Raw genomic sequence first — 24,303 nt, 5'->3', positions numbered from 1 at the left:
TGTCTGGGCGTTTTTCGCGAGCAAGCTCGCTCCTACAGTTAAGGCACGCGGTCGGCCAGTTCTTCGAGCAAATCCGCTGATGGTATGAAGAACAGGCCGCCGGTGACCGCCGTGCTGAAGTCCAGCAGGCGGTCATAGTTGCCGGCCGGCCGGCCGACAAACATGTTCTCCAGCATCAACTCCAACGGCTCCGGCGACCGTGCGTAGCCGATGAAGTACGTACCAAACTCCCCGGCGCCCGGACGGCCAAAGGGCATGTTGTCCCGCAGGATTTTCACCTCCTCGCCGTCCTTGGTGATGGTGGTCAGCGCACTGTGGGAATTGGTCGGTTTGGCCGCGTCGTCGAGTTCGATATCCGACAGTTTCGTACGCCCGATCACCCGCTCCTGCGCCTCGACCGACAATGCGTTCCAGGCCGTCATGTTGTGCAGGTACTTCTGCACCAACACATAGCTGCCGCCGCTGAATTCCGGGTCCTCATCACCGACAATGGTGAAGCCCACCGCCTTGCGCCCGACCGGGTTCTCGGTACCGTCGACAAAACCGATGATGCTGCGCATGTCGAAGTAGCGGAACCCCTGGACCTCGTCCACCACTGTCACTGAATCGCCCAGCGCGGCCATCAACTGCGTGGCCAACTCAAAACACAGGTCCATCTGATCGGCACGGATGTGCAGCAGGATATCCCCCGGCGTAGCGGGTGCCAGGCGCCCTGCCACGCCTACCTCCTTGAACGGATGCAATGCCGCCGGGCGCGGGCTGCCGAACAGCGCGTCCCACGCCTTTGAGCCGAAGCCTGCGACACAGGACAGGTTGCCCGCCGGCACACGCTTGCCCACTGAACGCACCAGGCCGGCAATATCGGCGCACCAACTGCGTACCGCCTCGGCCGAGTCGCTGCCCGGAGCCAGGGTGGCAACCATGAAAATGGCGCTGCTGGTGATCGGGCTGCAGACGGATTGGGGTTCGAGGTTTGGATCGGTTGGGGTTGTCATTGGGAGGTCCACGGGTGGCGGTCGAGATTTCAACGTCGGGAGATTAGCAGACCACCAAATCCTGTGGGAGCTGTCGAGCCTTAGCGAGGCTGCGAAGGCGGCAGCAGTGTCAACATTGATGCTGCCTGAACCACCGCTATCGCAGCCTCGCTAAAGCTCGACAGCTCCCACACTGGATTTTCGTTTATGCGCCACTTGCGCATTTCCTTCGGACAAACCCCACAACAGGGACTCCCCTCCGACGGCCTCCCGATGGTAGTGTGTGAAATTGTTTCTGACCTTCTGATCAGACATTTCTCACTCACTCCCTGCAAAGGAATGCCCTCAGCAATGGATTTTTCCCTCAAGCAACTGGCCGTAGCCACCCTGATGGCCGCCAGCCTTTCGGTGTTCACCACCCAAGCTCAAGCCAACCTCACCCCGCAACAGAATGCGATCATCCTGAAGACCTTCAGCGATGCTTCGGTCAAGGATTTCAGGCAGTTTCTCGATAGCCTGGCCAAGAGTGACGTGGCCAAGAGCGACAACCTCGGCCCGGCCATCAGCGCGTTCCTCGACAACAAGGACCTGACCGCCGACCAGCAGAATGAAATCCATCGCCTGCTGGGCCTGTATGCGCGAGTGAAGTACGGCGCTGCCGCCACTGAAACCCTGCGCGAACTGGTGGAGATCCCGACGTTCCAGGTGGCCGGCGTAGCCCAGCACGACAACCCCGAGTTCATCAAGATCGCCGCCAAGATCAAGAGCCTGGCCGAGTCGTTCAACCTGAACTTCCGCAACATCGACAACCGCGTGTATGAGATCTCCCTGGAAGGCAGCGGCGATGAAGTCGTCGGCATCCATGCTCACGCCGACGTGGTACCGGTAACCCCGGAAAACTGGGTGCTCAAGGACGGCACCAAGCTCGATCCGTTCAAGGTCACGCTGATTGGCGACCGCATGTATGGCCGCGGTACCGAGGATGACAAGAACGGCATCGTGGTGGCGATGTACGCGATGAAGGTGATCAAGGAAGAGAAGCTGCCGCTGGCACGCAATTTCAAGCTGCTGGTGGACACCACCGAGGAAACCTCCGGCGACGCGATCCCGTACTACTTCGAACACAACCCAACGCCCAACTACAACCTGGCGCTGGATGGCGGCTACCCGGTGGTGATCGCCGAGAAAGGCTACGGCACGGTCATGGCCAAGTTCCCCAAGCGCAAGGCTGAAGGCAAAGGCGCAGAAATCATCTCGATGACCGGCGGCAAGGCCACCAACCAGATCCCGTCGGCGTCGGTGGTGACACTGTTGAGCGACAAGCCCGCCGAACTGGCCGCCAGCCTGCAAAAGGCCGGTAGCGAATACGCCAAAAACAATGGCGGTGACTTCGAAGTGGCAGCCAAGGTCGTCGGCAAAGACGTTCAGCTGACCGTCACCGGCGTGTCCGCCCACTCTTCCGAGCCGGAATCCGGGGTCAACCCGGTGGCCCGGATGCTCGACTTCCTCAACAGCCTCGACGGCAAGGTGGCGCTCAAGCACAACCAGTTCACCGACGCCGCGCATTATGCCGCCACCAACTGGGGCCTGGATTACCTGGGCGGCAAACTGGGCGTGGGCTTCTCCGATGCGTTCATGGGGCCGCTGACCACCTCGCTGACCTATGTGGGTGAGGATGACGGTACCTTCAAGCTGGCGGTCAACCTGCGGGTGCCGAAGGGCAAGTCGCCGGAAGCGCTCAAAGCTGAAATCGCCGACAAACTGGCAGCCTGGACCAAACAGAACCACGTGGCCGTGAGCTTCGACTATTCGATCGCCGAGCCGATGTACCGCAACCCTGAAGGCGAGTGGGTCAAGGCGCTGTTGGCGGTGGCCAGCGAGAACCTGGGCATGGAGCACAAGTACGGGACGTCGGCCGGCGCTACCTCGGTGCATGAGTTACCGAATGGCGTGCAATTCGGCCTGGCACGGCCAGAGGTCAAGTACACCGGCCATACCGACAACGAGTTCAAGACCGTCGACCAGTTCCTGCTGGACCTGCAGATCGTCACTGAAATGATGGGCCGCATCGGGCAACTGCCGAAGCTCTGACGAACCTTTCGGACCCGCCTGCCTGGCGGGTCCAGACTCGGCGACGAATCAGCCGAGGCTTAAGATAAGTCCCACATTCCCCGCACACTTGTATTCGCACACTGCGCTGATGGAATTACCCCGCCGGTCTCATTGGGGTAGCCGTCACCTTCCCCCAGGAGTGCTCAAGTGATGTGCAAACGTTGCGAATCCTCATCAACGCCCACCGTCAATCAACGGCGCAATTTCCTGCGCCTGGCCGGCGTCGGTGCTGGCGTGCTGATGCTGGCCGGCGCACTGCCGCCGCCACTGGCCCATGCCGCCAGTGACTCACCACCACCCAAACCCGAGAACACGCTGGATCCGAAACATGCATTGGCTCGCCTGATGGCTGGCAATGCCCGCTATGCCGACGGCGTAACCCGGCGCTATGATTTTCTGACTGAGCGTGGAGCCTTGGTGGACGGGCAGAACCCCTACGCCGCCGTGCTGGGCTGCGCCGATTCGCGAATTGCCCCGGAGTACGCGTTCGACACCGCCCGAGGTGACCTCTTCACGGTACGGGTGGCCGGTAACTTCCTGACCACCGACGGCCTGGCCAGCCTGGAATACGCCGTAGCGGTACTTGGCACGCCACTGATCATGGTGCTCGGCCACGACCGCTGCGGTGCCGTCTCGGCGGGCGTCAAGACACTGAAAGATGGGACGAAATTTCCAGGGCAGATCCAGGGCCTTGCAGACGCGATCAAACCCTCGGTGGAGAAAGTCGTGAAACAACCCGGCGACCTGCTGGACAACGCCATCGCGCAAAACGTCAAAGACACCGTAGCCCGCCTTAAGAGCGAGTCCAACCTGTTATCCGATGCGTTGGCCAGCGGCAAACTGAGCGTCGTCGGCGGCATCTACAGACTCGACAGCGGGAAGGTCGAACTGGTCGCTTAGTGCCGCTTACACAGCACGCTAAGCGATACGCCAGCCCTTCGACGCCCGCCGCTGCGCCAGGAACCGGGCATAGCGCCCCTGGCGGGCCGCCAGTTGTTCAGGCGTGCCGTGCTCTACGATCCGGCCCTCTTCAAGCGCCACGATCTGGTCGGCCATCACCACTGTCGACAGCTGATGCGCGATCACGATCAACGTGCACGTGCCGCGCAACCGTGCCAGGGTTTCGGCAATGACCGCCTGGTTCTCGGCATCCAGCGCGGCCGTGGCTTCGTCCACCAACAGGATCGGCGCGCCCTTGACCAGCGCCCGGGCGATCGCGACGCGCTGGCGCTCGCCACCGGACAGGCGTGCCCCGCCCTCGCCCACGGTGGTCGACAGGCCCATGGGCAGACGCTCGATGATGTCTTGCACGCCGGCCTGTCTCGCGGCCTTCAGCACTTGTGCATCGCTGGCATCGGGCTTGCCGAGGCGAATGTTGTCGGCGACGCTGCCCTGAAACAGGTAGGTGTCCTGGAAGATCTGGCTGATCTGCGCGTTGAGTTGCGCAACGGACATCTGGCGCACATCCACGCCACCGATACACACCTGGCCCTGGCTCACCTCGAAAAATCGCGCGACCAACCGCAAGAGCGTGGTCTTGCCGGAGCCGGAATCCCCTACGAGTGCGGTCATGCTGCCGGGCTCAATACGCAGGTTTATTCCGCGCAGCACGTCCCGAGGACTACCCGGGTGACGAAAGCTGACGTCGCACAATTCCACTGAGGCATCCCGTGGGGATTGCGGCGCGCTCGGCTCCTTCAGCGGCGACGCGGCCAGTATCTCGCGCACCGCCTCAAGTTGCATCCCGGCGCCGCGCAACGTCTCGCCGTAGCCGGCCACCTCCAGCAGCGGGTCAATGAAGCGGCTGACCAGCAACAGCGAGACCATCACCGCGATCACCGACCCCACGTGCAAGGCACTCCCCAGGTACGCGTCAAGCCACACTGCAGCGGCGATCAACAGGGCGGCGAACACCATCTGCACCAGCCACATATTCAGCAGCACCGAGGTTGCGGACAACAGGATCAGACGCGCCCCTGTCGCGTGCTGCTGCTCAATCGCCCGTTGCAGGAACACCGAGCGACCGCCGCCGCTGAACGCACGCAATACCGACTGCGATTGGGCGAACTCCAGCATGCGTTGGCTGGTATCGGCCGAGCTGCGCTGGAACGCCCGGTCGGCACGCCGGCCCAGCCGCGCGCTGAACCAGAACACGGCACCGAGAATCGGCAATGCCAACAAGGCGATCAGGCCCATTTTCCAGTTCAACACAAACAACGCCAGCACCAGCACCAACGGAGTCACTATGCCGCTGAGCACCGGGGTAAATACATGGGCCGGCAGTTGGGCCACGGTCATCATGCCCTGAGTGACCACCTGGTTGAGCCGCGCGGTGTTATCCGGCGTAAACCAGCCGACCGGCAGCCTGGCCACGTGGTCGCCGATCCGCTGACGACCGCCTTGCAGCACCGCCACGCCCACCGCGACGCCGGCCTTTTCAACTTCCCGTCGCGTCGCCCAACACGTCGCCACCGCCGCCAGGAATACCACCAGCCACAGCGCTGCTTCGGCAAGATCACCGTTGAGCATATCGGTCAGTACCGGCACCAGCGCAGCGATGGTCAGCCCACAGAGCGCGCCGTAGAACACCACCTTTCTCACATAGCGATGCAAGACAGGCTCGTCGTCGCCCAACAGTTCGATAAAGGTTTTCAGCATGTCGGCAGCGCCTGTTCGCGGGTCTGTTTGTAGCCGCCCGACGCCCACAGGCGCGCATAGCGGCCCTCCTGTGCGATCAGTCGAGGATGGTTGCCCTGCTCAACGATGCGGCCGTTTTCCAGCACGATGATGTGGTCGGCGTGCATCACGGTGTCGAGGCGATGGGCGATCACCAGCAGCGTGCGCCCTTGGGCAAAGCGCGACAGCGCGTCCTGGATCGCCACCTCGTTCCCGGCATCGGCGGCGGCCGTGGGCTCGTCCAGCACCAGCACCGGCGGCGCCAGCAATACCGCGCGAGCGATGCTGATGCGCTGCTGCTCACCACCGGACAACTGCGCGTCCTCGCCGATCACCGAGGCGTAGCCCCGTGGCAAGCCGATGATGCATTCGTGGATATTCGCGGCCCGGGCGGCCACCTCGATTTCCTTGCGACTGGCGCTGGGCCGGCCGAGGGCGATGTTTTCGGCAACGCTGGCGTGGACCAGGCGTACCTCTTGCAGCACAAACCCGATAAGGTTGTAGAGCTGCGAAGTCTCGATCTGCCGCAGGTCGACGCCGCCCAGGGTGATACGCCCTTCGGTCGGGTCAAAAAAGCGCAGCAGCAGGCGCGCCAGGGTCGACTTGCCCGAGCCCGAAGCGCCGACGATGGCGGTGACGGTACCGGGCTTGAGGGTGAAGCTGATGTTCGACAGTACGGGGTTCTGCGGGTCGTAGGCGTACCCGAGGTTTTCCACGCGCACTTCGGCGTCCTTGGGCAGCCGCTCGGAACCCGGTTCCACCTGCGCCAGCACCGGTGTCGCCAGCAGTGCCTGTACACGCTCGGCGGCGCCAACGGCGTTGTTCAGGTCGTGAGTGATGTAACTCAGCAGCATCAGCGGCGCGCAAATACCCGGCGCGACAATGGCGAACGGCAGTACCTCCACGGCGCCGATCCAGCCCAGGCTGATAAACACCAGGCCGAACGTCAGCACCGTTGCCAGCATCGTCACCGGGGCGATCATTGCGTTGGCGTTGGCCATCGTCCCCACCCGCGGCCGGGTGAATTCAACGAAGGCTTTGCTGAAATCATCCACCGCCTTGCGGTAGCTTGCGTGGGCCTTGCCGATGGCACCGAAGGCCTTGACCACCGGAATGCCGTTGACGAACTCGACGACTGCGTTATTGACCCGGGTCATGCGTTCGACAAAGGCCTGCCTGGTGCGGCCGCTGGCTTTCATCGCACGATTGAAGAACAGGAAGAACCCAGGAAACGGCAACAGCGATACCAGCGCCATGCGCCAGTCGACCGAGAACAGATACACCGCCGACAGCAGCACTGCCCCGGCGCAACGCCCGGCGGTGGTATAGAAATGTGCAGTCAGGCTGTGCAGGGTGCCGATGTCGTCCTGCATTGCCTGCTTGACCTCGCCCGACGCCCGCTCGGTGAACCAGCCCAGCGGCACCTGGCTCAGCCGCTGGGCGATTGCCAGGCGCAGGTGGCGAGTGAGGTGGTTGTCGGCCAGGTGCGCGACCGTCTCCGCAACCGTCATCAACAGCAGGCCCACGAACAGGCTCGCCAGGCTGACACTGATGGTCAACCACACCTCCCCCGATGCCTGGGCCATCGACGGCCCGCCGAGTGCAATCCTGGCAATGTGCACAATGCCCCCCAGCGGCACCAACGTCAGCATGCTGCCCACACCGGCCAGCAGTGCCGCAGCGATCAGTCGCCCGCGCACCGGCCGCAGCACTTGCCAGACCGCGCCCCGCCCCCTGGGTTTGGCCGCAGCCACATCCTTGTTACTCATGAAGTCTCCCTGACTGAATGAGCCTTTGCTCGCCCTTACCTTATCTTCCGAACGAGCGGCCAAAACCCTCAATCAAAATCTCAAGGTTTTTTCAGGCAGGGGCACTGACCGTCACCCAATAGCGGGTGCGCCTCACCACTTGGATCGGCAACGCGGCGGCCAGGTTGTTCAGGGCCAGGTCGGTATTTTCCAGGTGCAACACGCCGCTGACCCGCAGCATCGCCACCTCCGGCGCACAGCGCAGCACACCAGGGCGGTAGCGCGCCAGCTCGGCGATCAGTTCGTCCAACCGGGTGCCATCGGCGATCAATAGCCCTTTGACCCAGGCGATGCTGCGGTCAGTCACCGCCGCAGTCGGTTGCACCTTGTCCCTGGAAACCGTGGCACCTTGCCCCGCCTCCACTCGTGCCGCTGGACCATGGTCGGGCTGCACGCGTACGGCGCCCTCAAGCACTGCCAACCGGCAGCTGTCATCGTCGCATTGGCGGACGCTGAAGCGCGTGCCCAGGGCCTGAAACACACCTTGGCGACTCTGCACCCGAAACGGCCGGGGTGAAGGCGCAGTGGCGATGAAGACCTCACCGGCCCGCAGCAGTATCAGGCGTTGGTGGTCGTCGAGTTGCACGTCAATCGCCGAGGCCGAGCCCAACACCAGGCGGGTACCGTCGGGCAATACGACTTCGCGAATTTCGCCAGTGCGGGTGCTATGGCCGGCACTTGCCAGTTGCCAGGCGTCGGTGCGGCGCACGCCGTAGGTGAGGCCACCGGCTGCGACCAACAGGCCCAGCAGCCGCAGGGTGCGGCGGCGATTGGGGGATTCGGGTGCTTCGGGTTCGGCCAAGCTGTGCTTGGCTACTGCGGCGGGGACGCTGTTGAGTTTTTGCTCGAAGCCCAGCAGGCGTGTCCAGGCCAGTTCGTGATGGGGGTGTTCGGCGCGCCAGCGCAGGCAGTTGGCGTGGTCTTCGGCGCTGACGTCATCGGCCCACAGGCGAGCCATCCAGGCGGTGGCGCGCTCGATGATATCGGGGGCGATTGGCTGTTCGGTCGACATCGCCGTGGGTCAGCCGTGCAGGGTTTGGTAGCAGGCCAGCAGGCCGGCGGCGATGTATTTTTCCACCGAGGAGACGGAGACGTGCAGCTCGGCGGCGATCTCGCGGTAGCTCAAGCCATCGAGTTTGCACAGCAACAGGGCCTGGCGGGCCTTGGGTGGCAGGTTGTGCAGGGCGGCGTCGATTTCGATCAGGGCTTCGATGGCCAGGGCGCGGGTTTCTTCATCGGCCGCGCAGGGTTCGGGCAAGAGGGTCAGGGCTTGCAGGTAAGCGGATTCGATCTGGCGACGGCGGTAGAGGTCGATGACCAGGCCGTTGGCGATTTGGGTCAGGTGGCGGCGGGATTCGCCGGTGGGCGGGAGTTGGCCCTTGCGCATGAGTTGCAGGTAGACGTCGTGGGCCAGGTCGGCGGCGTCGAATGCGTTGCCCAATTTGCGCCGCAGCACGGTGCGCAGCCAGCTGTTGTGGTCGACGTATAGAGTTTCAACCTGGCGTTGAAAGGCGAACTGTCCGATGTTCACAAACCTCTCCTTTTACCCAATGGCCCCGGGGGCATTGGGTTTTTGGTAATGGTTTGCAAGACTATCGGCTCTGGGGCGTGGGTGCAATGTGGAGGGGCTGGGTGGGGTGATGTGTGCCTATCCGCTTTTCGGTAACGGCGGATATTGGGGCGCCTAAGATCAAAAGCAGATCAAGAGCACAGCGGCCTACCGGCCGGCTTGAGTGTTGAAGAGCACAATCAAAAGCTAAAGCGGGCACGGTCCAAATGTGGGAGCGGGCTTGCTCGCGAAGGTCGTTAACGATGACGCGGGCATTCTGGATGAACGCGGCGCTCTCAGGTTTTTCGCGAGCAAGCCCGCTCCCACATAAAAGCCGCTCTGCTTTCACTCCCCACACGGTGCGTGGGTGCGATCATGGGCCCACTTGATTGATTTTTTGCCGTGTAAGACACACCTTAGAGAATCGTTTTTCTTAAAGGTGACGCCGCCAGTGTCCGAATTCCCCATCGTCAAAACCGAACGCCTGACCCTCAGGGCGCTGACACAGCAGGACGCGGCGGCGTTGTTTGCGATTCATAGCGACGCAGAAGCAATGAGGTGGTTCGGCACCGATCCGCTGACCGAACCTCACCAAGCGGAGCAATTGATTGAGGTATTTGCCAGTTGGCGTACGTCGCCCAACCCAGGCATTCGCTGGGGGATTGAGAACACAGCCACGGCAGAGCTGATCGGCACCTGTGGTTTCTTCAAATGGAATCGTGCGTGGCGAAGCTGTGCGATCAGCTTTGAGATGGCGCAGTCAGCACAAGGCCGCGGGCTGATGAAGGAGGCGGTCTACGCCACCGTTCGATGGGCGTTCCAGCACATGGAACTCAACAGAATCGAAGCGCTGGTTCATCCCGACAATGCCCGCTCACTGAACCTGCTTGAGAAAGCCGGGTTCGTGCGGGAAGGGACGTTGAGGCAGGCGGGTTACTGGAACGGAAGTCATCAAGACCTGGTTCAGCTTTCGCTGCTGCGGACGGAGTGTGAGTACCTTTAACGAGTGCCCTTGGCCTGCTGTTCTATGGTTTGCACCCACACAAATCCTTCGTCTTCACTGGGCGGCTCCAGCATGCTGAACACGCTTTTCAGCGCGTCCTCTGGCACCCTTTTGTCAGCATTGCGTTGGGCATTTCGCGACAGCGCCAATGCCAGCGGTGCACTCACCAGAATGCCGATCACCGGGATTGCATATTCCCTCGCGATGGAAAGCAGCTCCTCCCGATGACGCCGCGCCGGCAAGGCAGCATCGAAGACGATCGCCCCGCGCCCCAATCGCTCAAGGTTTTCCGCCACCCAGCGAGACTTGCCAGCGCCCTGCACGCCCATGACCACGTAGACATGAGAGCCCTCGACCGCTTGTGACAGTACTTCCCTCAAGCGTGCATACGCGAGCTGCCATGCCTTGCGATTGCGCTCAGGCGTGTACTCCCGGCCGAACTCGGTTTCCAGATAGTCATCCGGGTTGATCACGGTCGCCATGGTCTTGGTTCACTCCTATGGCGCAACCTCTCTTTGCGGTCTCAGGTGCAGGTGCAACTGCGCGATGTGCTCAGGCCCGATGCCGCAGCATCCGCCTACGATGGTCGCACCCGCCTCAACCCAGGTTCTGGACCAATCCAGGTAAGACTCGGGGCCCAGGTCACTACGAATTTCCAACAGCGTACTATTCGCCTTGGCCTCTGTGTTGACGGGAGGAAACGCGTTGGCGTAAACCCCCAGCTCAATGCTTTGACCAAGGCTTTGAATCACAAGCCGGGCCTCGGTGAGTGCCGCTGCCATGACTTCCGGCTGGCTGCAATTGAAGAGCACCGCCTGCGCGCCCAATTGTGCCGCCACACGTACGGCGTCGCCCACCGATTCGGTGGAGCGCAGCCGCGCGGGCCCATCCGTTTCATCCAGCAGCGTAAACGATACCCAAAGTGGCTTGGATTGCGCGCCCAACGCCTCAACGACCGCTCGAACTTCAGCGGTCGAACTCTGGGTCTCCGCCAGCCAGACATCCACATGGGCTTGCAGCCCATCGATCAGCTCGCGATGGATCGCGACCGAACGTTGATGATCAAACAGGTCGGGCCGATAGGAGCCCAGGGCCGGTGGCAACGAGCCCGCCACCACCACTGGCTCGGCACTCTCGGCGGCAGCCTGACGCGCCAGGCACCCTGCCCGCTCTGCCAGCAAACGACCCTGCTCGGCAAAACGTGCATCGCCGATATGAAACGGCACCACGGCATAACTGTTGGTGGTGATGATCCGGGCACCGGCAGCAATGAACGCTCCGTGAGCCTGGAGCACAAACTCCGGTGCCTCGATCAACGCCAGTGCCGACCATTCAGGCTGGCGGAACGGCGCCCCGATGCGTTTCAACTCCCGACCCATGCCGCCATCGAGCAGGCGCAAAGCAATCTGGCTCATGGGTTTGTACTCACTTTTTGCGCCGACGGAGCCAACCATTGATCAACCGTCGCCGTGTTCGCCTGGACCCACGCCTTGGCCGCTGCATCTGCCGGCAGTTTCTCTTTTTCGATCTTCAGGATCAGGGTATTCAACTGCACCGGTTCAATCGAGAAATTACGCAGGAATTCAGCGATTTTGGGTGCGCGCTTCTGCAAGGCCGTCGAAGCCAGCACATAGACTTTGGCGTCGGGGAAGGCACAGGTGATCTGGCTCTTGTTCAGCCAATCCGGGTCGACCGTCGGGCTGATAAATTTCCAGCAGCCATTGGCCTTGTACAGCGGGTCATCCTTTTTGTTGTCCTGAGCGTATCCGTCGAACGCCGGTTCTTCCAGACGTCGCAGGTCAAACGCCGAGAAGATCCAGTCTGGGGTATAGGCGTAAAACACTACGCCGCGTTGCGCCTTGTACGCCGCCGCCAGCTTGGCGTAGGTCACAGAAGCCTCGGTGGACACCGCCTCGAATTTATCGGCGAACCCATAATCCTTGGCCTTGATCTGGCCGATATAGGTCGACTCCCAGCCTGCCGGGCCGACCAGCAGCTGTGCCTCGCCACCGCCCAGCGGCTCGAAGAGCTTGGCCACTTCCGGTTTTTTCAGGTCGTAGACCGATTTCACACCGTACTTGTCCTGGATATACCCCGGGATGTAAAACCCCTGCTCGCCGGCATAAGGGTGGGCGTTCGGCACCAGTGAACGGGTGCCGCCTGTCACGTATCGGGCCCATGCTGCCGACTGGTTGGGCAACCAGATGTCGGTCAGCACATCCACCGCGCCGTCGCCTTTGGCAGCGGCACTGAACAGCACCGCCACGTCCCCGGCCAGGTAAGACACATCACCGTTCAGGCGGCTTTCGATAACTTCTCCAAGAATGTGCTGAATGGCGATTGCGCCCGTCCAGTTTTGCTCGCCAATGACAATCTTGTCCTTGGCGAAAACCGTCGGGGAGAGAATCAGGGAAGCCAACAGTGCGGCGGCTCCCCAGCGGCGCGATAAGGGTGTGTTCACGATAAATCTCACTCTGGGTTGTGCAGGTGATCTTGCTTGCGCAAGCTCGATTGAATGATTCGGTCCGGGATAAGCGCGCACAGCACAATCGCAACGCCGGCCAGCATGCCCTCGCCTCCCTTGATATTGCGCAGCGCCGTCATCACGTCATAACCCAGGCCTCCGGCGCCGATCAGGGCCGCGACCACGACCATCGACAGGCTCATAACGATGGTTTGGTTGATGCCCAGCAACAAGGAACGGCGGGCCAGCGGCAACTGGACCTTGATCAGGGTTTGCCAGGGGCTGGCGCCATGGGCGACAGCGGCTTCGACGGCATCCTTGGGGACTTCCTGGATGCCCAGCGATGTCAGGCGAATCATCGGCGCCAAGGCAAAAATCACCGTCGCGATCACCGCCGGGGTCTTGCCCACGGAGAAGAACGCCACGGCGGGAATCAGGTACACAAAGGTGGGCAGCGTCTGCATCACATCCAGCAATGGCGTTACCACACGGCGAAACAGCGGTCGTTTCGCCAGGAGGATGCCGGTGGGCACGCCGATGACCAGCGCGATCAGTACCGACGAGCCCACCAGCGCCAGCGTCGCAATGGTGCGCTCCCAGAAACCGAACAGGCCGATGTACAACAATGCGGCGCTGCTTGTCAGCGCCAGCGCCAGGCCGGCCGAACGCCAGGCCAACAACACCAGCGCCAATGCCGAAACCGACCATGGCAACCATCCCAGCAGGTTTTCGATGCCCTCGATGACGGTACGGACGGCGACAATCACCCCGACAAATGCGCCTTCGAAGGTGACCTGAGACCAACCGATGAACTGGTCGATACTGTCTGCTGCAAACAACAACGCTTGCCGGTTTGCCGGAAACTGAAGCAACGCGCTATGGGTGTCCGGCGTGATGACTCGCCAGACCACCAGCGCCTCGCTGGCAAGCAGCACCAACAACGGCAGCACCCAACTCGATACGGTGCGACGCACCGGCTGACGGCTGAGGGAAACAGCCAGGAAACGACTGGCGCCGAGCACCGCCATGGCGGCCAGGACCGCGAACCACGCGCCGCTGATAATGCCTTTGACCAGGCAGGTCAATGCGGCAAGTTCGGCAGCGAATGTCAGCCAGAACAAGCCGCCCCTGCCACGGGCCGCCAGCGCTGCCGGCCCCAGCAGCAGCGCTTGCCAACCGCGTAGACCGGAGCTGGCGCGTTGCTCACGAGGCTCGGCATCGGGAGCCTGGAGACGGACGCTGGCAACCTGTTGCACCGGGGATGGCGTGGGTGCGCAGTCGCGGAAAAAATCGGCGACTTCTGCATCGGCAGGACGCTCAAGCAACTGTGCCGGAGTGCCCAATTGCACCAATCGGCCTTTGCGTAGCACGGCAATACGGTCGGCCAGCAGGATAGCTTCTGCCGGGTCGTGGGTGACCAGCAAGGTGCTGATCCCGCGCTCCCGTGCCAGGGCCAGGAAATGACGCTGCAAATCGCGTCGGATGGTGGGGTCGAGTGCGCTGAATGGCTCGTCCATCAGCAGGATATCGGGCTGCGTCACCAGCGCCCTGGCCAACCCGACGCGTTGCTGCATGCCTCCGGACAGCTCATGGGGATAATGCTCTCCCCAACCGTCCAGCCCTACGGCCTTTAACTGCGTAATGGCCGCTGCATGACGAGCCGGCTCGGGTTCCCCGCGCAACTCCAACGGCAACGCAACGTTGTCCAGAACCGTGCGGTGGGGTAACAGGCCGAAATGTTGAAACACCATGCCAATACGGCGCGAGCGCAATGCACGCAAAGCCTTGCTGCTCAGCTCGCTGATGGCCTCGCCTTCAATCAACACCTCGCCGCTGGTGGGCTCGATCAAGCGGTTGATGTGTCGTAGCAACGTCGACTTGCCGCTGCCGGAGGTGCCCATCAGACAGAGGACTTCTCCGCGGCGTACCTTCAAGTTGATATTGCTGACGGCTGGCAGCGCAGACGCGTCTTTTCGCGCATAAGCCTTGGTGATGTTTCGCAGCTCAAGCACCACATCACCGTCGTTCGCGTGATCGCCTCCGGTCCCCTCAGGGTGTCGGGAAGGCTCGACCCAGGCAGTCGCCAACGGGGATTGAATGATTGTCACAGTAGCTCCAGGTAGCCAAACGCAAAAAAAAGCGCTGCGCTTGAAGCGCAACACCTTCCGTAGGCATAAAGCTAAACGATCTTAAAAAGCGGGAATAAATACCTTTTTAGCATTAGCTTAAGCGCTGCGGTTCGGACGTTGTCGGCGGTGGCAACCCACGAAGAAACACGTTTGTGCAGACGAAAAAAAAGGACCTCTTTTCAGAGGTCCTTTTTTCAATTTCTGTCGCGTAACGCCTGACGCCTAGCGGGCTCTACTCTTGAACATCCATGAACTCCTTGGCCCAGCTCACGTAGGTGTCGGGGAAGGTGTAGGTATGGGTCAGTTCGCTGGCGGTCAGGTTTGAGGTGCTGCGGGTGAGATTGCGCTGTTCACGAAGGCTGTCGTAGGTGGCCTTGATCGAAGCGAAGTAGGCGCCGTGGCCGGCCACCACAATCCGCACACCCAGCTTGGCCAGGCGCTCGTTGTCATTGAGGTTCGGGTTGGCGTAGGTCACCAGCATCAACGGGACCGTCAGGCCTTCGGCGATCTGTTCAAGGTGGTCGAAGTCACGGACACCCACCATGCAGATGCCGTCTGCACCGGCTTCTTGATACGCCTTGGTGCGATGGATAACGTCCTCCACCGGCAGCACGGCGGCGTTGGTCCGCGCGATGATCGAAAGCTGCGGATCGACCCGCGCCTCCAGGGCTGCCTTGACCTTGCCCACGCCCTCTTCCGTGCTGATGAGGTCGGTGGATTTACGCCCGAACTGCGCGGGCAGCAAGGTATCTTCAATGGTCAGCGCTGAAACGCCCGCACGCTCCAGTTCCTGGACCGTGCGCATCACGTTCAGAGCATTGCCGTAGCCATGGTCAGCGTCGGCGATCACCGGAAGTTGCGCCACCCGGCCGATGCGGGTGGCCTGCTCGACGAACTCACTCAGGGTAATCAGCGCGAAGTCCGGCGCAGCCAACACTTGCAGCGACGCCACCGAACCACCCAGGATGCCGACTTCAAAGCCCAGGTCTGCCGCGATCCTGGCAGACATCGGGTCGAACACCGAGGCGGTGTGAAAGCAGTGCTGGGAGGCCAGCAGCTCGCGAAACGAGCGCCGCAGATCATGGTGGGAAATTTTCGACATGTTCACTCCTCACTGTCGCCGTATACGCGGGAACGACCAGTGCCAATTCAAAAGTAGGGCTAGCGTATCACGCCGTAAAAAGATGGTTGATGACGTTTGAGAAACTTATACATCACGTTTAGCAGCGACGTCTGATGGCGCGGTGTTCGAGGACTGAGACCACCAGCCCCCACCGTTAAACCGCACCTTCGGCCTCAAGTGCGTGCCCCAGCAGTCGATATACAGGGGTACGCATGGCCACACCCGCCGTCAAAACAACACATGCGACGTTCGACCCAACTGTTTTCTCCTTGCCAAAACTATAAATACCCGCAGGTGAAGTCATGAATATCAAGCAGAAGCTGACCTGGGCCTTTGCGGCCATCGCGTGCCTGCCGGTCATCCTGGTGGCCATTCTGGTGGTGCTGAATGTGCGCGAGGGGGCCATGGCCAATTTCCTCGACAGCAGCGGCCGCGAGATCCGTCAGATCGACAACGGCATGAAGCAATTTTTCGACGGCATCAGCCAGAACGTCGAATACGTGGCCAAGGACCCGCGCGTTGTCGCGGCCAAGGACCTCAAGAGTTATGCCGGCGCCGATGCTGCGCAAATTCCGCTGACTGCGACCAACAAGGACCTTCTGGGGATTTTCGACCAGTTCGCCAAAAGCCATCCCAGCACCGCCTACCTGTCCCTGGGACTGAGCGACGGCGGTTACGCCAGTTGGCCTGACGACACCAAACTGAACAACTACGACCCGCGCGTGCGCCCCTGGTACCAGGCGGCCATCGCTGCGCCCGGCAAGACCGTGCGTACCGGCGCCTACTATTGGGCGCCAGACGATGTGTCGCTGATCGGCACCGTGCACACCGTCGCCGACGACACGGGCAAGATCCTCGGCGTCGTCGGCCTGGACGTGTCGCTCAAGCAACTCACCGAACTGGTGCGCAACATCAAGCTCGGCGAAAGCGGCTACCTGATGCTGGTGGAAGCCAACGGCAACGTGCTGGTAGACCCCAGCGACGCCAAGCACAACTTCAAACCGATGGCCGATCTGGGCCCTGATTATGCCGAGCTGGCCAAACGCGGCGACGGCGTGACCCAGGTGAACATCGAGGGTGTGACCTACATGGCCAACGTGGTCAGTTCCAAAGACCTGGGCTGGCGTTTTATCGGCCTGATCAAGCGCGACGAAGTAATGGCCGGCGCCACTCGCCTGACTTGGCTGATCGCCGCCATCGCCGCCGCACTGGCCGTGGTGTTCGCGATTGTCGGCGCCAGCTTTGCCAGCGTGATCGTGCGCCCGATTCGCGGGGTGGCCGACGGCCTGCAAGAGATTGCCGAAGGTGAAGGCGACCTCACCCGCCAACTCAAAGTGCAGGGCAAGGACGAAACCGCCAGCCTGGCAGGCTGGTTCAACCAGTTCCTGAGCATGATCGCCCAGCTGGTGCAGCGCATCGGCAATGCCTCTTCCGACCTGCAAGCCGCCGCCGCCGACACCCGCGACGTCGCCCATAACATGAACCAGGCGGCAGGCCGCCAACGTGAAGCCGTGGAGCTGGTCAGTACCGCCTTCAACGAAATGGTGGCGACCGCCAACGAAGTCGCCCGCTCCTGCAGCGCTGCCGCATCGAGTGCCGACGAAGGCTACCGCGATGTACACGATGGCCAGCAGCATATCGGCGAAGCCACCGGCAGCGTGCTCAAGCTTAGCGAAGACCTGCAGCGCTCCACCCAGACGATGCAGCAACTGGAGCAGGACAGCAAAAACATCAACACCATCCTCGACACCATCCGCTCGATTGCCGAACAGACCAACCTGCTGGCGCTCAATGCCGCCATCGAAGCCGCACGTGCCGGTGACCAGGGCCGCGGGTTCGCCGTGGTTGCCGACGAGGTGCGCGCCCTGGCGCGACGCACCGCCGACTCCACCGGCGAAATCGACAGCCTGCTGGGCAACCTCGCCCGCCGCACCCAGGAAGTCACCCAGCAGATGCAGGGCAGCCTGCTGGTGTCCCACACCAGCGTGGAACGCATCCAGCAGGCCCGCGACAGCTTCGACAAGATCCGTGGCTCGGTGGACTCGATTCGCGACCAGAACACCCAGATCGCCACAGCCGCCGAGGAGCAGCACCAGGTGGCCGAAGAGATCAACCGGCACATCGCGCAGATCCATGCCGATGCGCAGTTGGTGGAAGGCTTTGCGCATTCGGCACAGACCGGGTCCGGACGGTTGACGGATATTTCCGGTCAGCTCAAGGGCCTGGTGGGGCGCTTCAAGTTCTAGGCATTTCGCTGAGGGTAATGCCTGAACCGCTTACAGCGCGGGCAAAAAAAGCGCCACTCAATGAGTGGCGCTTTTTCTATTCCCTGTTCGACGTCAAGACCCGGGCGCAGCTTGAACCTCTACCCCACCCAACTGATCGCGGTCTTTGGAATCACTTCGGATTCATCGAGCTTGGAAGCGAACATGCTCACCGCCTCGACCGCGTCGCTGGTGCCAGTGCGAATCTGCAAAATCACCGAACCGGCTTGATCGGCCAACGTAACGCCGCGCTGCGCCCCTTCCTGGGTGGCGTTCATGCTGACGACCGCGTCCCGTGTCTCGGCGAGAATCTTGCTGATCATCTCGGCGATTTCCGCCGTAGAGCGGCTGGTGCGCCCCGCCAATTGCCTCACCTCGTCGGCAACGACGGCAAACCCGCGCCCTTGATCCCCGGCGCGGGCAGCCTCGATGGCGGCATTGAGCGCCAGCAGGTTGGTCTGGTCAGCAATCCCGCGAATGGTATTGACGATGGCGGTGATCTGCTCGGAGCGATCGCCCAGTTGTCCCACCAGTCGCGCAGACGCCCCGATGTTTTCGGCAATGCGGCGCATCTCGCTGGCGGTCTCTTGAATGACCTGGGTGCCCTGCTCGGCAAACTTCTCGGTCTCGGCAGAAATATGGTAAGCCCGGGAAGCGCCACGGGAGTCGGCCTCGAATTTCTCGACCCGCTCGGTGATGTCACTGGCGAATTTGACGATCTTGGTCAACTTGCCGTCGGCGTCATACACCGGGTTATAGCTTGCCTCCAGCCACACGACGCGGCCGTGCTTGCCCAGGCGTTTAAATTGCCCGCTGAAAAACTCGCCCCCATTCAGCCGACGCCAGAAGTCGGTGTACTCATCGCTGTTCACCAGGCCGGGTTCGCAAAACATCCGGTGATGTTTGCCCTTGAGTTCCGCCAGCCCATAACCCATGACATTCAGAAAGTTTTCGTTGGCGACCAGCACATTGCCGCTCAGGTCGAACTCGATCACCGCCATGGCCCGGTCCAGCGCCGCAAGCTTGCTGCGGGTGGCGGCCTCCTGGGCCACTTTGTCGGTGACGACAAGCGCGTACTTGACGACCTTCAACACCTGGCCACGTTCGTCCAGCACCGGGTTATAACTGGCCTCCAGCCAGACCGTCTGCCCGTCTTTATTGACTCTCTGAAAGGTGCCGGAAACGAATTTGCCGGCCCGAAGCGCGGCCCAGAATTCGCCGTATGCCGCGCTGTTCGTCAATGCAGGCAAGCAAAAGTCCCGATGTGACTTTGCACTCAATTCATCCGGGCGATATCCCAACGCCTGCAAGAAGTTATCGTTGGCGCGAAGCACCTTGCCGTTCAAGTCGAACTCGACCACGGCCATCGAGCGCTCAAGCGCAGCCATCAATCCTTTGTACCCTGCAACGTCGGCCGTCCTGGCTGCCAGTTCTGTTTTCAACGTTTTATTGAACATGACGTACCCCTTCAGAGCAATGGACTCTTAAAGGCGCTATCGGCTGTGAGTTGCGGAACTAAACACAGCCCGGCAGGCTTTTTATTTGACGTCAATTTAGTGCTCTTTTCCTTGCACCACGAGGCCTGCGGGACGCTTACACTGCCAATGTTAAAATATGTTATTTAAAAAAATAACTTCACATAATCCGATCACTGGTGGATTATCAGCCCAACATGTCTCACCCCCTGACCACAAAACAGGAACCCCCATGAATAATAAGAACGTCGGTGTTATTGGACTTGGCGCGATGGGCCTGGGCATTGCCCGCTCGTTGCTGCGCAATGGTTTCAATGTGCATGCCTGTGATGTGCGTGAAACCGTCACACAACAGTTCGCCAGCGAAGGCGGCGTAGCCTGCAGTTCACCGGCACAGATGGCGGGTGAATGCGATGTGATCATCACCGTGGTGGTGAATGCCGAACAGACCGAGACCGTCCTGTTTGGTGAACACTCGGCGGCCGCCGCATTGCGCCCGGGAAGCCTGGTGATTGGCTGTGCCACGGTGGCGCCAACCTATGCCGTGGAGCTGGGCAAGCGCCTGGCAGACGCCGGGTTGCTGTACCTGGATGCACCGATCTCCGGCGGTGCCGCCAAGGCCGCGGCTGGCGAAATGACCATGATGACTTCCGGCCCGGCCGAAGCCTATGCCAAGGCGGATGCGGTGCTCGCGGGTATGGCCGGCAAGGTTTATCGACTGGGTGACGTGCATGGCCTGGGCTCCAAGGTCAAGATCATCAACCAGTTGCTGGCGGGCGTGCACATCGCCGCCTCCGCCGAAGCGATGGCGCTGGGGCTGCGCGAAGGGGTCGACGCCGATGCCTTGTACGAGGTGATCACCCACAGCGCCGGCAATTCCTGGATGTTCGAGAACCGCGTGCCACACATTCTCAAGGCCGATTACACGCCGTTGTCCGCCGTGGATATTTTCGTCAAGGACCTGGGCCTGGTGCTGGATACCGCACGGGCCAGCAAGTTTCCGCTGCCGCTGTCGGCCACCGCGCACCAGATGTTCATGCAGGCCTCCAGCGCCGGTTTCGGGCGTGAGGACGATTCGGCGGTGATCAAGATTTTCCCGGGCATCGAACTGCCGACCGCCAAGCCTGACTCCGTATAAGGACCGCGCCATGAACCGACCTGCCGCACGCCCATTGCTGGGCTGCATCGCTGACGATTTCACCGGGGCCACCGACCTCGCCAATATGCTGGTGCGCGGCGGAATGCGTACGGTGCAGAGCATTGGCATTCCGAGCGACGAAGTCGCGGCCGGGCTGGACGCCGATGCAATCGTTATTGCCCTGAAATCCCGCACCCTGCCGGTTGCCTACGCCATCGCCGACTCCCTTGCCGCCCTGGAATGGCTGCGCGCACAGGGTTGCGAGCAGATTTTCTTCAAGTACTGCTCCACGTTCGACTCGACGTCTGCCGGCAATATCGGCCAAGTCAGCGAAGCGCTGCTCAAGGCGCTGGGCAGTGACTTCACCCTCGCCTGCCCGGCATTTCCGGAAAACGGCCGGACGATCTTCCGTGGCCATTTGTTCGTGCAAGACCAGTTACTCAACGAGTCGGGCATGCAGCACCATCCGCTGACACCCATGACCGATGCCAGCCTGGTCCGTGTGCTGCAATCGCAAACCTCCTGCAAGGTTGGGCTGCTGCGCTACGACAGCATTGCCCAGGGCGTTTCGCAGGTTCGCGAGAAAATCGCTGAACTGCGCGCCCAAGGTGTGGGCATGGCGATTGCCGATGCGCTGTCCGACCAGGACCTTTATACGCTCGGCGGCGCCTGCGCCGACTTGCCGCTGTTGACGGGGGGTTCGGGCCTGGCTCTGGGGCTTCCGGAAAACTTCCGCCGTGCCGGCAAGCTGCGCGACTTCGACCCGGCCTCGCTGCCAACGGTGGAAGGCGGCGAAGTGGTGTTGGCCGGCAGCGCGTCGATCGCCACCAACGGCCAGGTTGCCGCCTGGATCGAGGCCGGGCGACCAGCACTGCGTATCGACCCACTGGCCCTGGCAGCCGGTGAACCGGTGGTGGCAAACGCTTTGGCTTTTGCACGCGACCAGCCACACACCGTCTTGATCTACGCCACCAGCACCCCGGACGAAGTCAAGGCGGTCCAGCAGCAACTGGGTGTCGAGCATGCGGGCGAGCTGGTGGAGAACGCCTTGGGCGCCATCGCCCAGGCCCTTCGCGACAGCGGCGTGCGGCGCTTTGTTGTCGCCGGTGGTGAAACCTCCGGCGCGGTGGTCAAGGCGCTCGGCGTACAGCTGTTGCAGATTGGCGCGCAAATCGACCCCGGGGTGCCGGCCACCGTGAGCAACACCGCCGAACCGCTGGCGCTGGCCCTCAAGTCCGGCAACTTCGGCGGCCGGGACTTTTTCGACAAGGCCCTGAAGCAATTGGCCGGAGGTGCGCAATGAGCCGCGAAAACGCACTGCGCGAGGAAATTTGCACGGTTGGTCACAGCCTTTATCAGCGCGGGTTTACCGTGGGCAGCGCCGGCAACATCAGCGCCCGGCTCGATGATGGCTGGCTGATCACCCCCACCGACGCCTGCCTTGGGCGCCTGGACCCGACAGCCATTGCCAAGGTCGATCTGGCGGGCAAATGGGTGTCGGGCGACAAGCCGTCGAAGACCCTGGCCCTGCATCGCCAGGTCTACGATCGCAACCCTGGCGTGGGTGGCGTGGTGCATACCCATTCCACCCACCTGGTGGCTCTGACCCTGGCCGGGGTGTGGAGCCAGGACGACATTCTGCCGCCGCTGACGCCGTATCAGGTGATGAAAGTTGGCCATATCCCATTGATCAACTATCAACGCCCTGGCGCCCCCAATGTCGCCGAACAAGTGGCGCAACTGGCCAACCGCGTACGCGGTGTGATGCTCGAACGCCTGGGGCCGGTGGTCTGGGAAAGCTCCGTGTCCAAGGCCAGTTATGCCCTGGAAGAACTCGAAGAAACCGCACGGCTTTGGCTGATGAGCAACCCGCGCCCGGCGCCACTGGACCAGGCCGCACTGGACGAACTGCGGGAGACGTTCGGCGCCCAGTGGTAGGTCTCCGGTTTTATCCGCAACGCCTCTGATGCACGTCTTCGCGACGAGGCAGCCACGCTGTCGCGAGCACGTGCCTGAACAATAAAAACAACAGGACATTCCAGCATGATCAAGCCCTACTGCAGTGTTGACCCTTACAGCGGCACTCACCTTTCGCACGCTCAATGCGCAGGGTGGATGCTATGAGCCCGCTTATTCTGATGGCAACCGCCGGCCTTGGGATCGCACTCCTGCTGTTTCTGGTGCTCAAGTACAAATTCCAGCCGTTTGTGGCGCTGATGCTGGTGAGCATCCTGGTGGCGTTGGTCGCCGGGGTGAAACCGGCCGACCTGGTCGCCACCATCGAAGGCGGGATGGGCAAGACCCTCGGCCATATCGCAATCATCATCGCCCTGGGCGCCATGATCGGTCGCATCATCGAGTTGTCCGGTGGCGCCGAGGCGCTGGCGAAAACCCTGATCGAACGCTTCGGTAACCGACGCACGCCGCTGGCGTTGACGGTGGCCGGCTTCATCATCGGTGTGCCGGTGTTCTTCGAAGTCGGGGTGATCATCCTGATGCCGCTGGCCTATGGCGTTGCCCGCCGGGCGCGCAAACCGCTGCTGATGTTTGCCTTGCCAATGTGCGCGGCGCTGCTCACGGTGCACGCCTTCCTGCCTCCGCATCCCGGTGCCGTCGCGGCCGCCAGCCAACTGGGCGCCGACCTGGGCCGGGTGCTGATGTTCGGGCTGCCGCTCACGGCCTTCCTGTGCTACATCGGCTACCGCGTGGCCGGACGCATGACCCGGCGTTTTTACCCGATGTCCGATGATATCCGTGCAGAGGTCTACGGCCCCCACGTGACCAACGATGACCTGCGCGCCTGGCATAACGGCAACGCCCAGAACGTCGAACACGGGGCTGGCGCCGTCGCGCACATCGGCCTCGAAGCGTCCACCAGCAGCATCGTTGCCAAGCTGCCGCCCGCGCCGGCACCGGGTTTCGGGCTGATCGTCAGCCTGATCCTGTTGCCCATCATCCTGATTCTGCTGGGCACCCTGGCGACGTCGCTGCTGCCCATCGAATCGACGTTGCGGGCGATCATGACGGTCCTCGGCGCTCCGTTGGTGGCATTGCTGCTCGACACCTTGCTGTGTGCCTGGCTGCTGGGCTCCCGTCGCGGCTGGAGCCGTACCCAGGTGTCCGATGTGATCGGCTCGGCATTGCCCGGCGTGGCCATGGTGATCCTGATCGCCGGTGCCGGCGGCGTGTTCGGCAAGGTGCTGGTGGACACCGGGATCGGTGCGGTGGTCTCCGACTTGCTGCGCACCACCGGGCTGCCAGTGCTGGCGCTGGGCTTTTTGCTGACCATGCTGTTGCGCGCGGTACAGGGTTCGACCACCGTGGCGCTGGTGACCACAGCGGGTATCATCAGCCCGTTGATTGCCACGCTCAACCTGACGCCCAACCATATGGCCCTGCTGTGCCTGGCCATGGGCGGTGGCGGGCTGGCGATGTCGCACATCAACGATGCCGGCTACTGGATTTTCACTAAACTGGCCGGCCTCAACGTGGCTGACGGCCTGCGCACCTGGACGGTGATCACCACCCTGCTGGGTACCCTGGGTTTCCTTGTCACCCTGTTGATCTGGCCTTTTGTCTGAAGGAGTT

At 62.0% G+C, this 24,303-nt stretch carries 17 protein-coding genes and 4 pseudogenes; 9 read left to right on the top strand and 12 right to left on the bottom strand.

Annotated elements, in window-relative coordinates:
* Positions 1-38 precede the first annotated feature (38 nt).
* Positions 39-995: a Dyp-type peroxidase gene (locus NVB75_RS32035; RefSeq protein ID WP_258344960.1), complete on the bottom strand. Its 957-nt coding sequence runs from the start codon at positions 993-995 to the stop codon at positions 39-41.
* 330 nt (positions 996-1,325) lie between these two features.
* On the opposite strand from NVB75_RS32035, the gene NVB75_RS32030 reads away from it, so the two are divergent.
* Both NVB75_RS32030 and NVB75_RS32025 read left to right on the top strand, forming a co-directional pair.
* Positions 1,326-3,065 carry a dipeptidase gene (locus NVB75_RS32030; RefSeq protein ID WP_258344958.1) on the top strand — a complete coding sequence of 580 codons (1,740 nt, stop codon included), beginning with the start codon at positions 1,326-1,328 and terminating at the stop codon, positions 3,063-3,065.
* Between the two features lie 171 nt (positions 3,066-3,236).
* Positions 3,237-3,986, top strand: a complete 750-nt coding sequence (locus NVB75_RS32025; RefSeq protein WP_258344956.1) for a carbonic anhydrase — start codon at positions 3,237-3,239, stop codon at positions 3,984-3,986.
* 18 nt (positions 3,987-4,004) lie between these two features.
* Here NVB75_RS32025 and NVB75_RS32020 read toward each other — a convergent pair whose 3' ends face one another.
* The 4 genes from NVB75_RS32020 to NVB75_RS32005 all read right to left on the bottom strand — a co-directional run bounded on the left by NVB75_RS32020 (position 4,005) and on the right by NVB75_RS32005 (position 9,101).
* Positions 4,005-5,744, bottom strand: coding sequence for an ABC transporter ATP-binding protein (locus NVB75_RS32020; protein ID WP_258344954.1), 1,740 nt, complete (start codon positions 5,742-5,744; stop codon positions 4,005-4,007).
* The gene (locus tag NVB75_RS32015) at positions 5,738-7,531 is read right to left on the bottom strand and encodes an ABC transporter ATP-binding protein (RefSeq protein ID WP_258344953.1); all 1,794 of its coding nucleotides are present in this window, start codon (positions 7,529-7,531) and stop codon (positions 5,738-5,740) included. Before NVB75_RS32015 ends, NVB75_RS32020 begins: the two co-directional genes overlap by 7 nt.
* Before the next feature lie 91 nt (positions 7,532-7,622).
* Positions 7,623-8,582, bottom strand: coding sequence for a FecR domain-containing protein (locus NVB75_RS32010; protein WP_258344952.1), 960 nt, complete (start codon positions 8,580-8,582; stop codon positions 7,623-7,625).
* A 9-nt stretch (positions 8,583-8,591) separates the two neighbouring features.
* Positions 8,592-9,101, bottom strand: a complete 510-nt coding sequence (locus NVB75_RS32005; protein WP_258344951.1) for a sigma-70 family RNA polymerase sigma factor — start codon at positions 9,099-9,101, stop codon at positions 8,592-8,594.
* A gap of 469 nt (positions 9,102-9,570) precedes the next feature.
* Here NVB75_RS32005 and NVB75_RS32000 point away from each other — a divergent pair, with 469 nt between their 5' ends.
* Positions 9,571-10,122 carry a GNAT family N-acetyltransferase gene (locus NVB75_RS32000; RefSeq protein WP_258344950.1) on the top strand — a complete coding sequence of 184 codons (552 nt, stop codon included), beginning with the start codon at positions 9,571-9,573 and terminating at the stop codon, positions 10,120-10,122.
* Here NVB75_RS32000 and NVB75_RS31995 read toward each other — a convergent pair.
* The 5 genes from NVB75_RS31995 to NVB75_RS31975 form a co-directional block, all read right to left on the bottom strand.
* Entirely contained in the window at positions 10,119-10,604 is a 486-nt protein-coding gene (locus NVB75_RS31995) for an ATP-binding protein (RefSeq protein WP_258344949.1), read from the bottom strand. The genes NVB75_RS32000 and NVB75_RS31995 overlap by 4 nt on opposite strands.
* A gap of 15 nt (positions 10,605-10,619) precedes the next feature.
* Positions 10,620-11,537, bottom strand: coding sequence for a homocysteine S-methyltransferase family protein (locus NVB75_RS31990; protein ID WP_258344943.1), 918 nt, complete (start codon positions 11,535-11,537; stop codon positions 10,620-10,622).
* Positions 11,534-12,583 (bottom strand): glycine betaine ABC transporter substrate-binding protein, encoded by a 1,050-nt coding sequence (locus tag NVB75_RS31985; protein ID WP_375378899.1) that lies wholly within the window; start codon positions 12,581-12,583, stop codon positions 11,534-11,536. Before NVB75_RS31985 ends, NVB75_RS31990 begins: the two co-directional genes overlap by 4 nt.
* An 8-nt stretch (positions 12,584-12,591) precedes the next feature.
* Positions 12,592-14,601 (bottom strand): ATP-binding cassette domain-containing protein, encoded by a 2,010-nt coding sequence (locus NVB75_RS31980; protein WP_309149024.1) that lies wholly within the window; start codon positions 14,599-14,601, stop codon positions 12,592-12,594.
* Between the two features lie 346 nt (positions 14,602-14,947).
* Positions 14,948-15,817 (bottom strand): oxaloacetate decarboxylase, encoded by an 870-nt coding sequence (locus tag NVB75_RS31975; RefSeq protein WP_017475386.1) that lies wholly within the window; start codon positions 15,815-15,817, stop codon positions 14,948-14,950.
* 323 nt (positions 15,818-16,140) lie between these two features.
* On the opposite strand from NVB75_RS31975, the pseudogene NVB75_RS33525 reads away from it, so the two are divergent.
* A pseudogene (locus tag NVB75_RS33525) lies at positions 16,141-17,220 on the top strand (cache domain-containing protein); the annotation flags it as partial.
* A 321-nt stretch (positions 17,221-17,541) separates the two neighbouring features.
* Positions 17,542-18,084: pseudogene (locus NVB75_RS33520) on the top strand (methyl-accepting chemotaxis protein); the annotation flags it as partial.
* 119 nt (positions 18,085-18,203) lie between these two features.
* Here the strand turns inward: NVB75_RS33520 and NVB75_RS33515 are convergent.
* Positions 18,204-18,677 (bottom strand): annotated as a pseudogene (locus NVB75_RS33515) (methyl-accepting chemotaxis protein); the annotation flags it as partial.
* 117 nt (positions 18,678-18,794) lie between these two features.
* Positions 18,795-19,490, bottom strand: a pseudogene (locus NVB75_RS33510) (PAS domain-containing protein); the annotation flags it as partial.
* Between the two features lie 226 nt (positions 19,491-19,716).
* On the opposite strand from NVB75_RS33510, the gene ltnD reads away from it, so the two are divergent.
* The 4 genes from ltnD (at position 19,717) to NVB75_RS31945 (ending at position 24,296) form a co-directional block, all read left to right on the top strand.
* On the top strand, positions 19,717-20,715 hold the full coding sequence (gene ltnD, locus NVB75_RS31960; protein WP_275713056.1) for an L-threonate dehydrogenase: 999 nt from the start codon (positions 19,717-19,719) through the stop codon (positions 20,713-20,715).
* Positions 20,716-20,725: 10 nt separating this feature from the next.
* The gene (otnK, locus tag NVB75_RS31955) at positions 20,726-22,018 is read left to right on the top strand and encodes a 3-oxo-tetronate kinase (RefSeq protein WP_258344938.1); all 1,293 of its coding nucleotides are present in this window, start codon (positions 20,726-20,728) and stop codon (positions 22,016-22,018) included.
* The gene (locus NVB75_RS31950; RefSeq protein WP_258344937.1) at positions 22,015-22,653 is read left to right on the top strand and encodes an aldolase; all 639 of its coding nucleotides are present in this window, start codon (positions 22,015-22,017) and stop codon (positions 22,651-22,653) included. Before otnK ends, NVB75_RS31950 begins: the two co-directional genes overlap by 4 nt.
* A gap of 182 nt (positions 22,654-22,835) precedes the next feature.
* Complete coding sequence (locus tag NVB75_RS31945) at positions 22,836-24,296, top strand: SLC13 family permease (protein WP_258344936.1); 1,461 nt, start codon at positions 22,836-22,838, stop codon at positions 24,294-24,296.
* Positions 24,297-24,303: the final 7 nt, after the last annotated feature.

Source organism: Pseudomonas sp. CBS (assembly GCF_024734645.1).
Taxonomy (GTDB): Bacteria; Pseudomonadota; Gammaproteobacteria; order Pseudomonadales; family Pseudomonadaceae; genus Aquipseudomonas.
The sequence above is the reverse complement of the archived record's forward strand: the minus strand, read 5'-3'. Positions and strand labels throughout refer to the sequence as shown.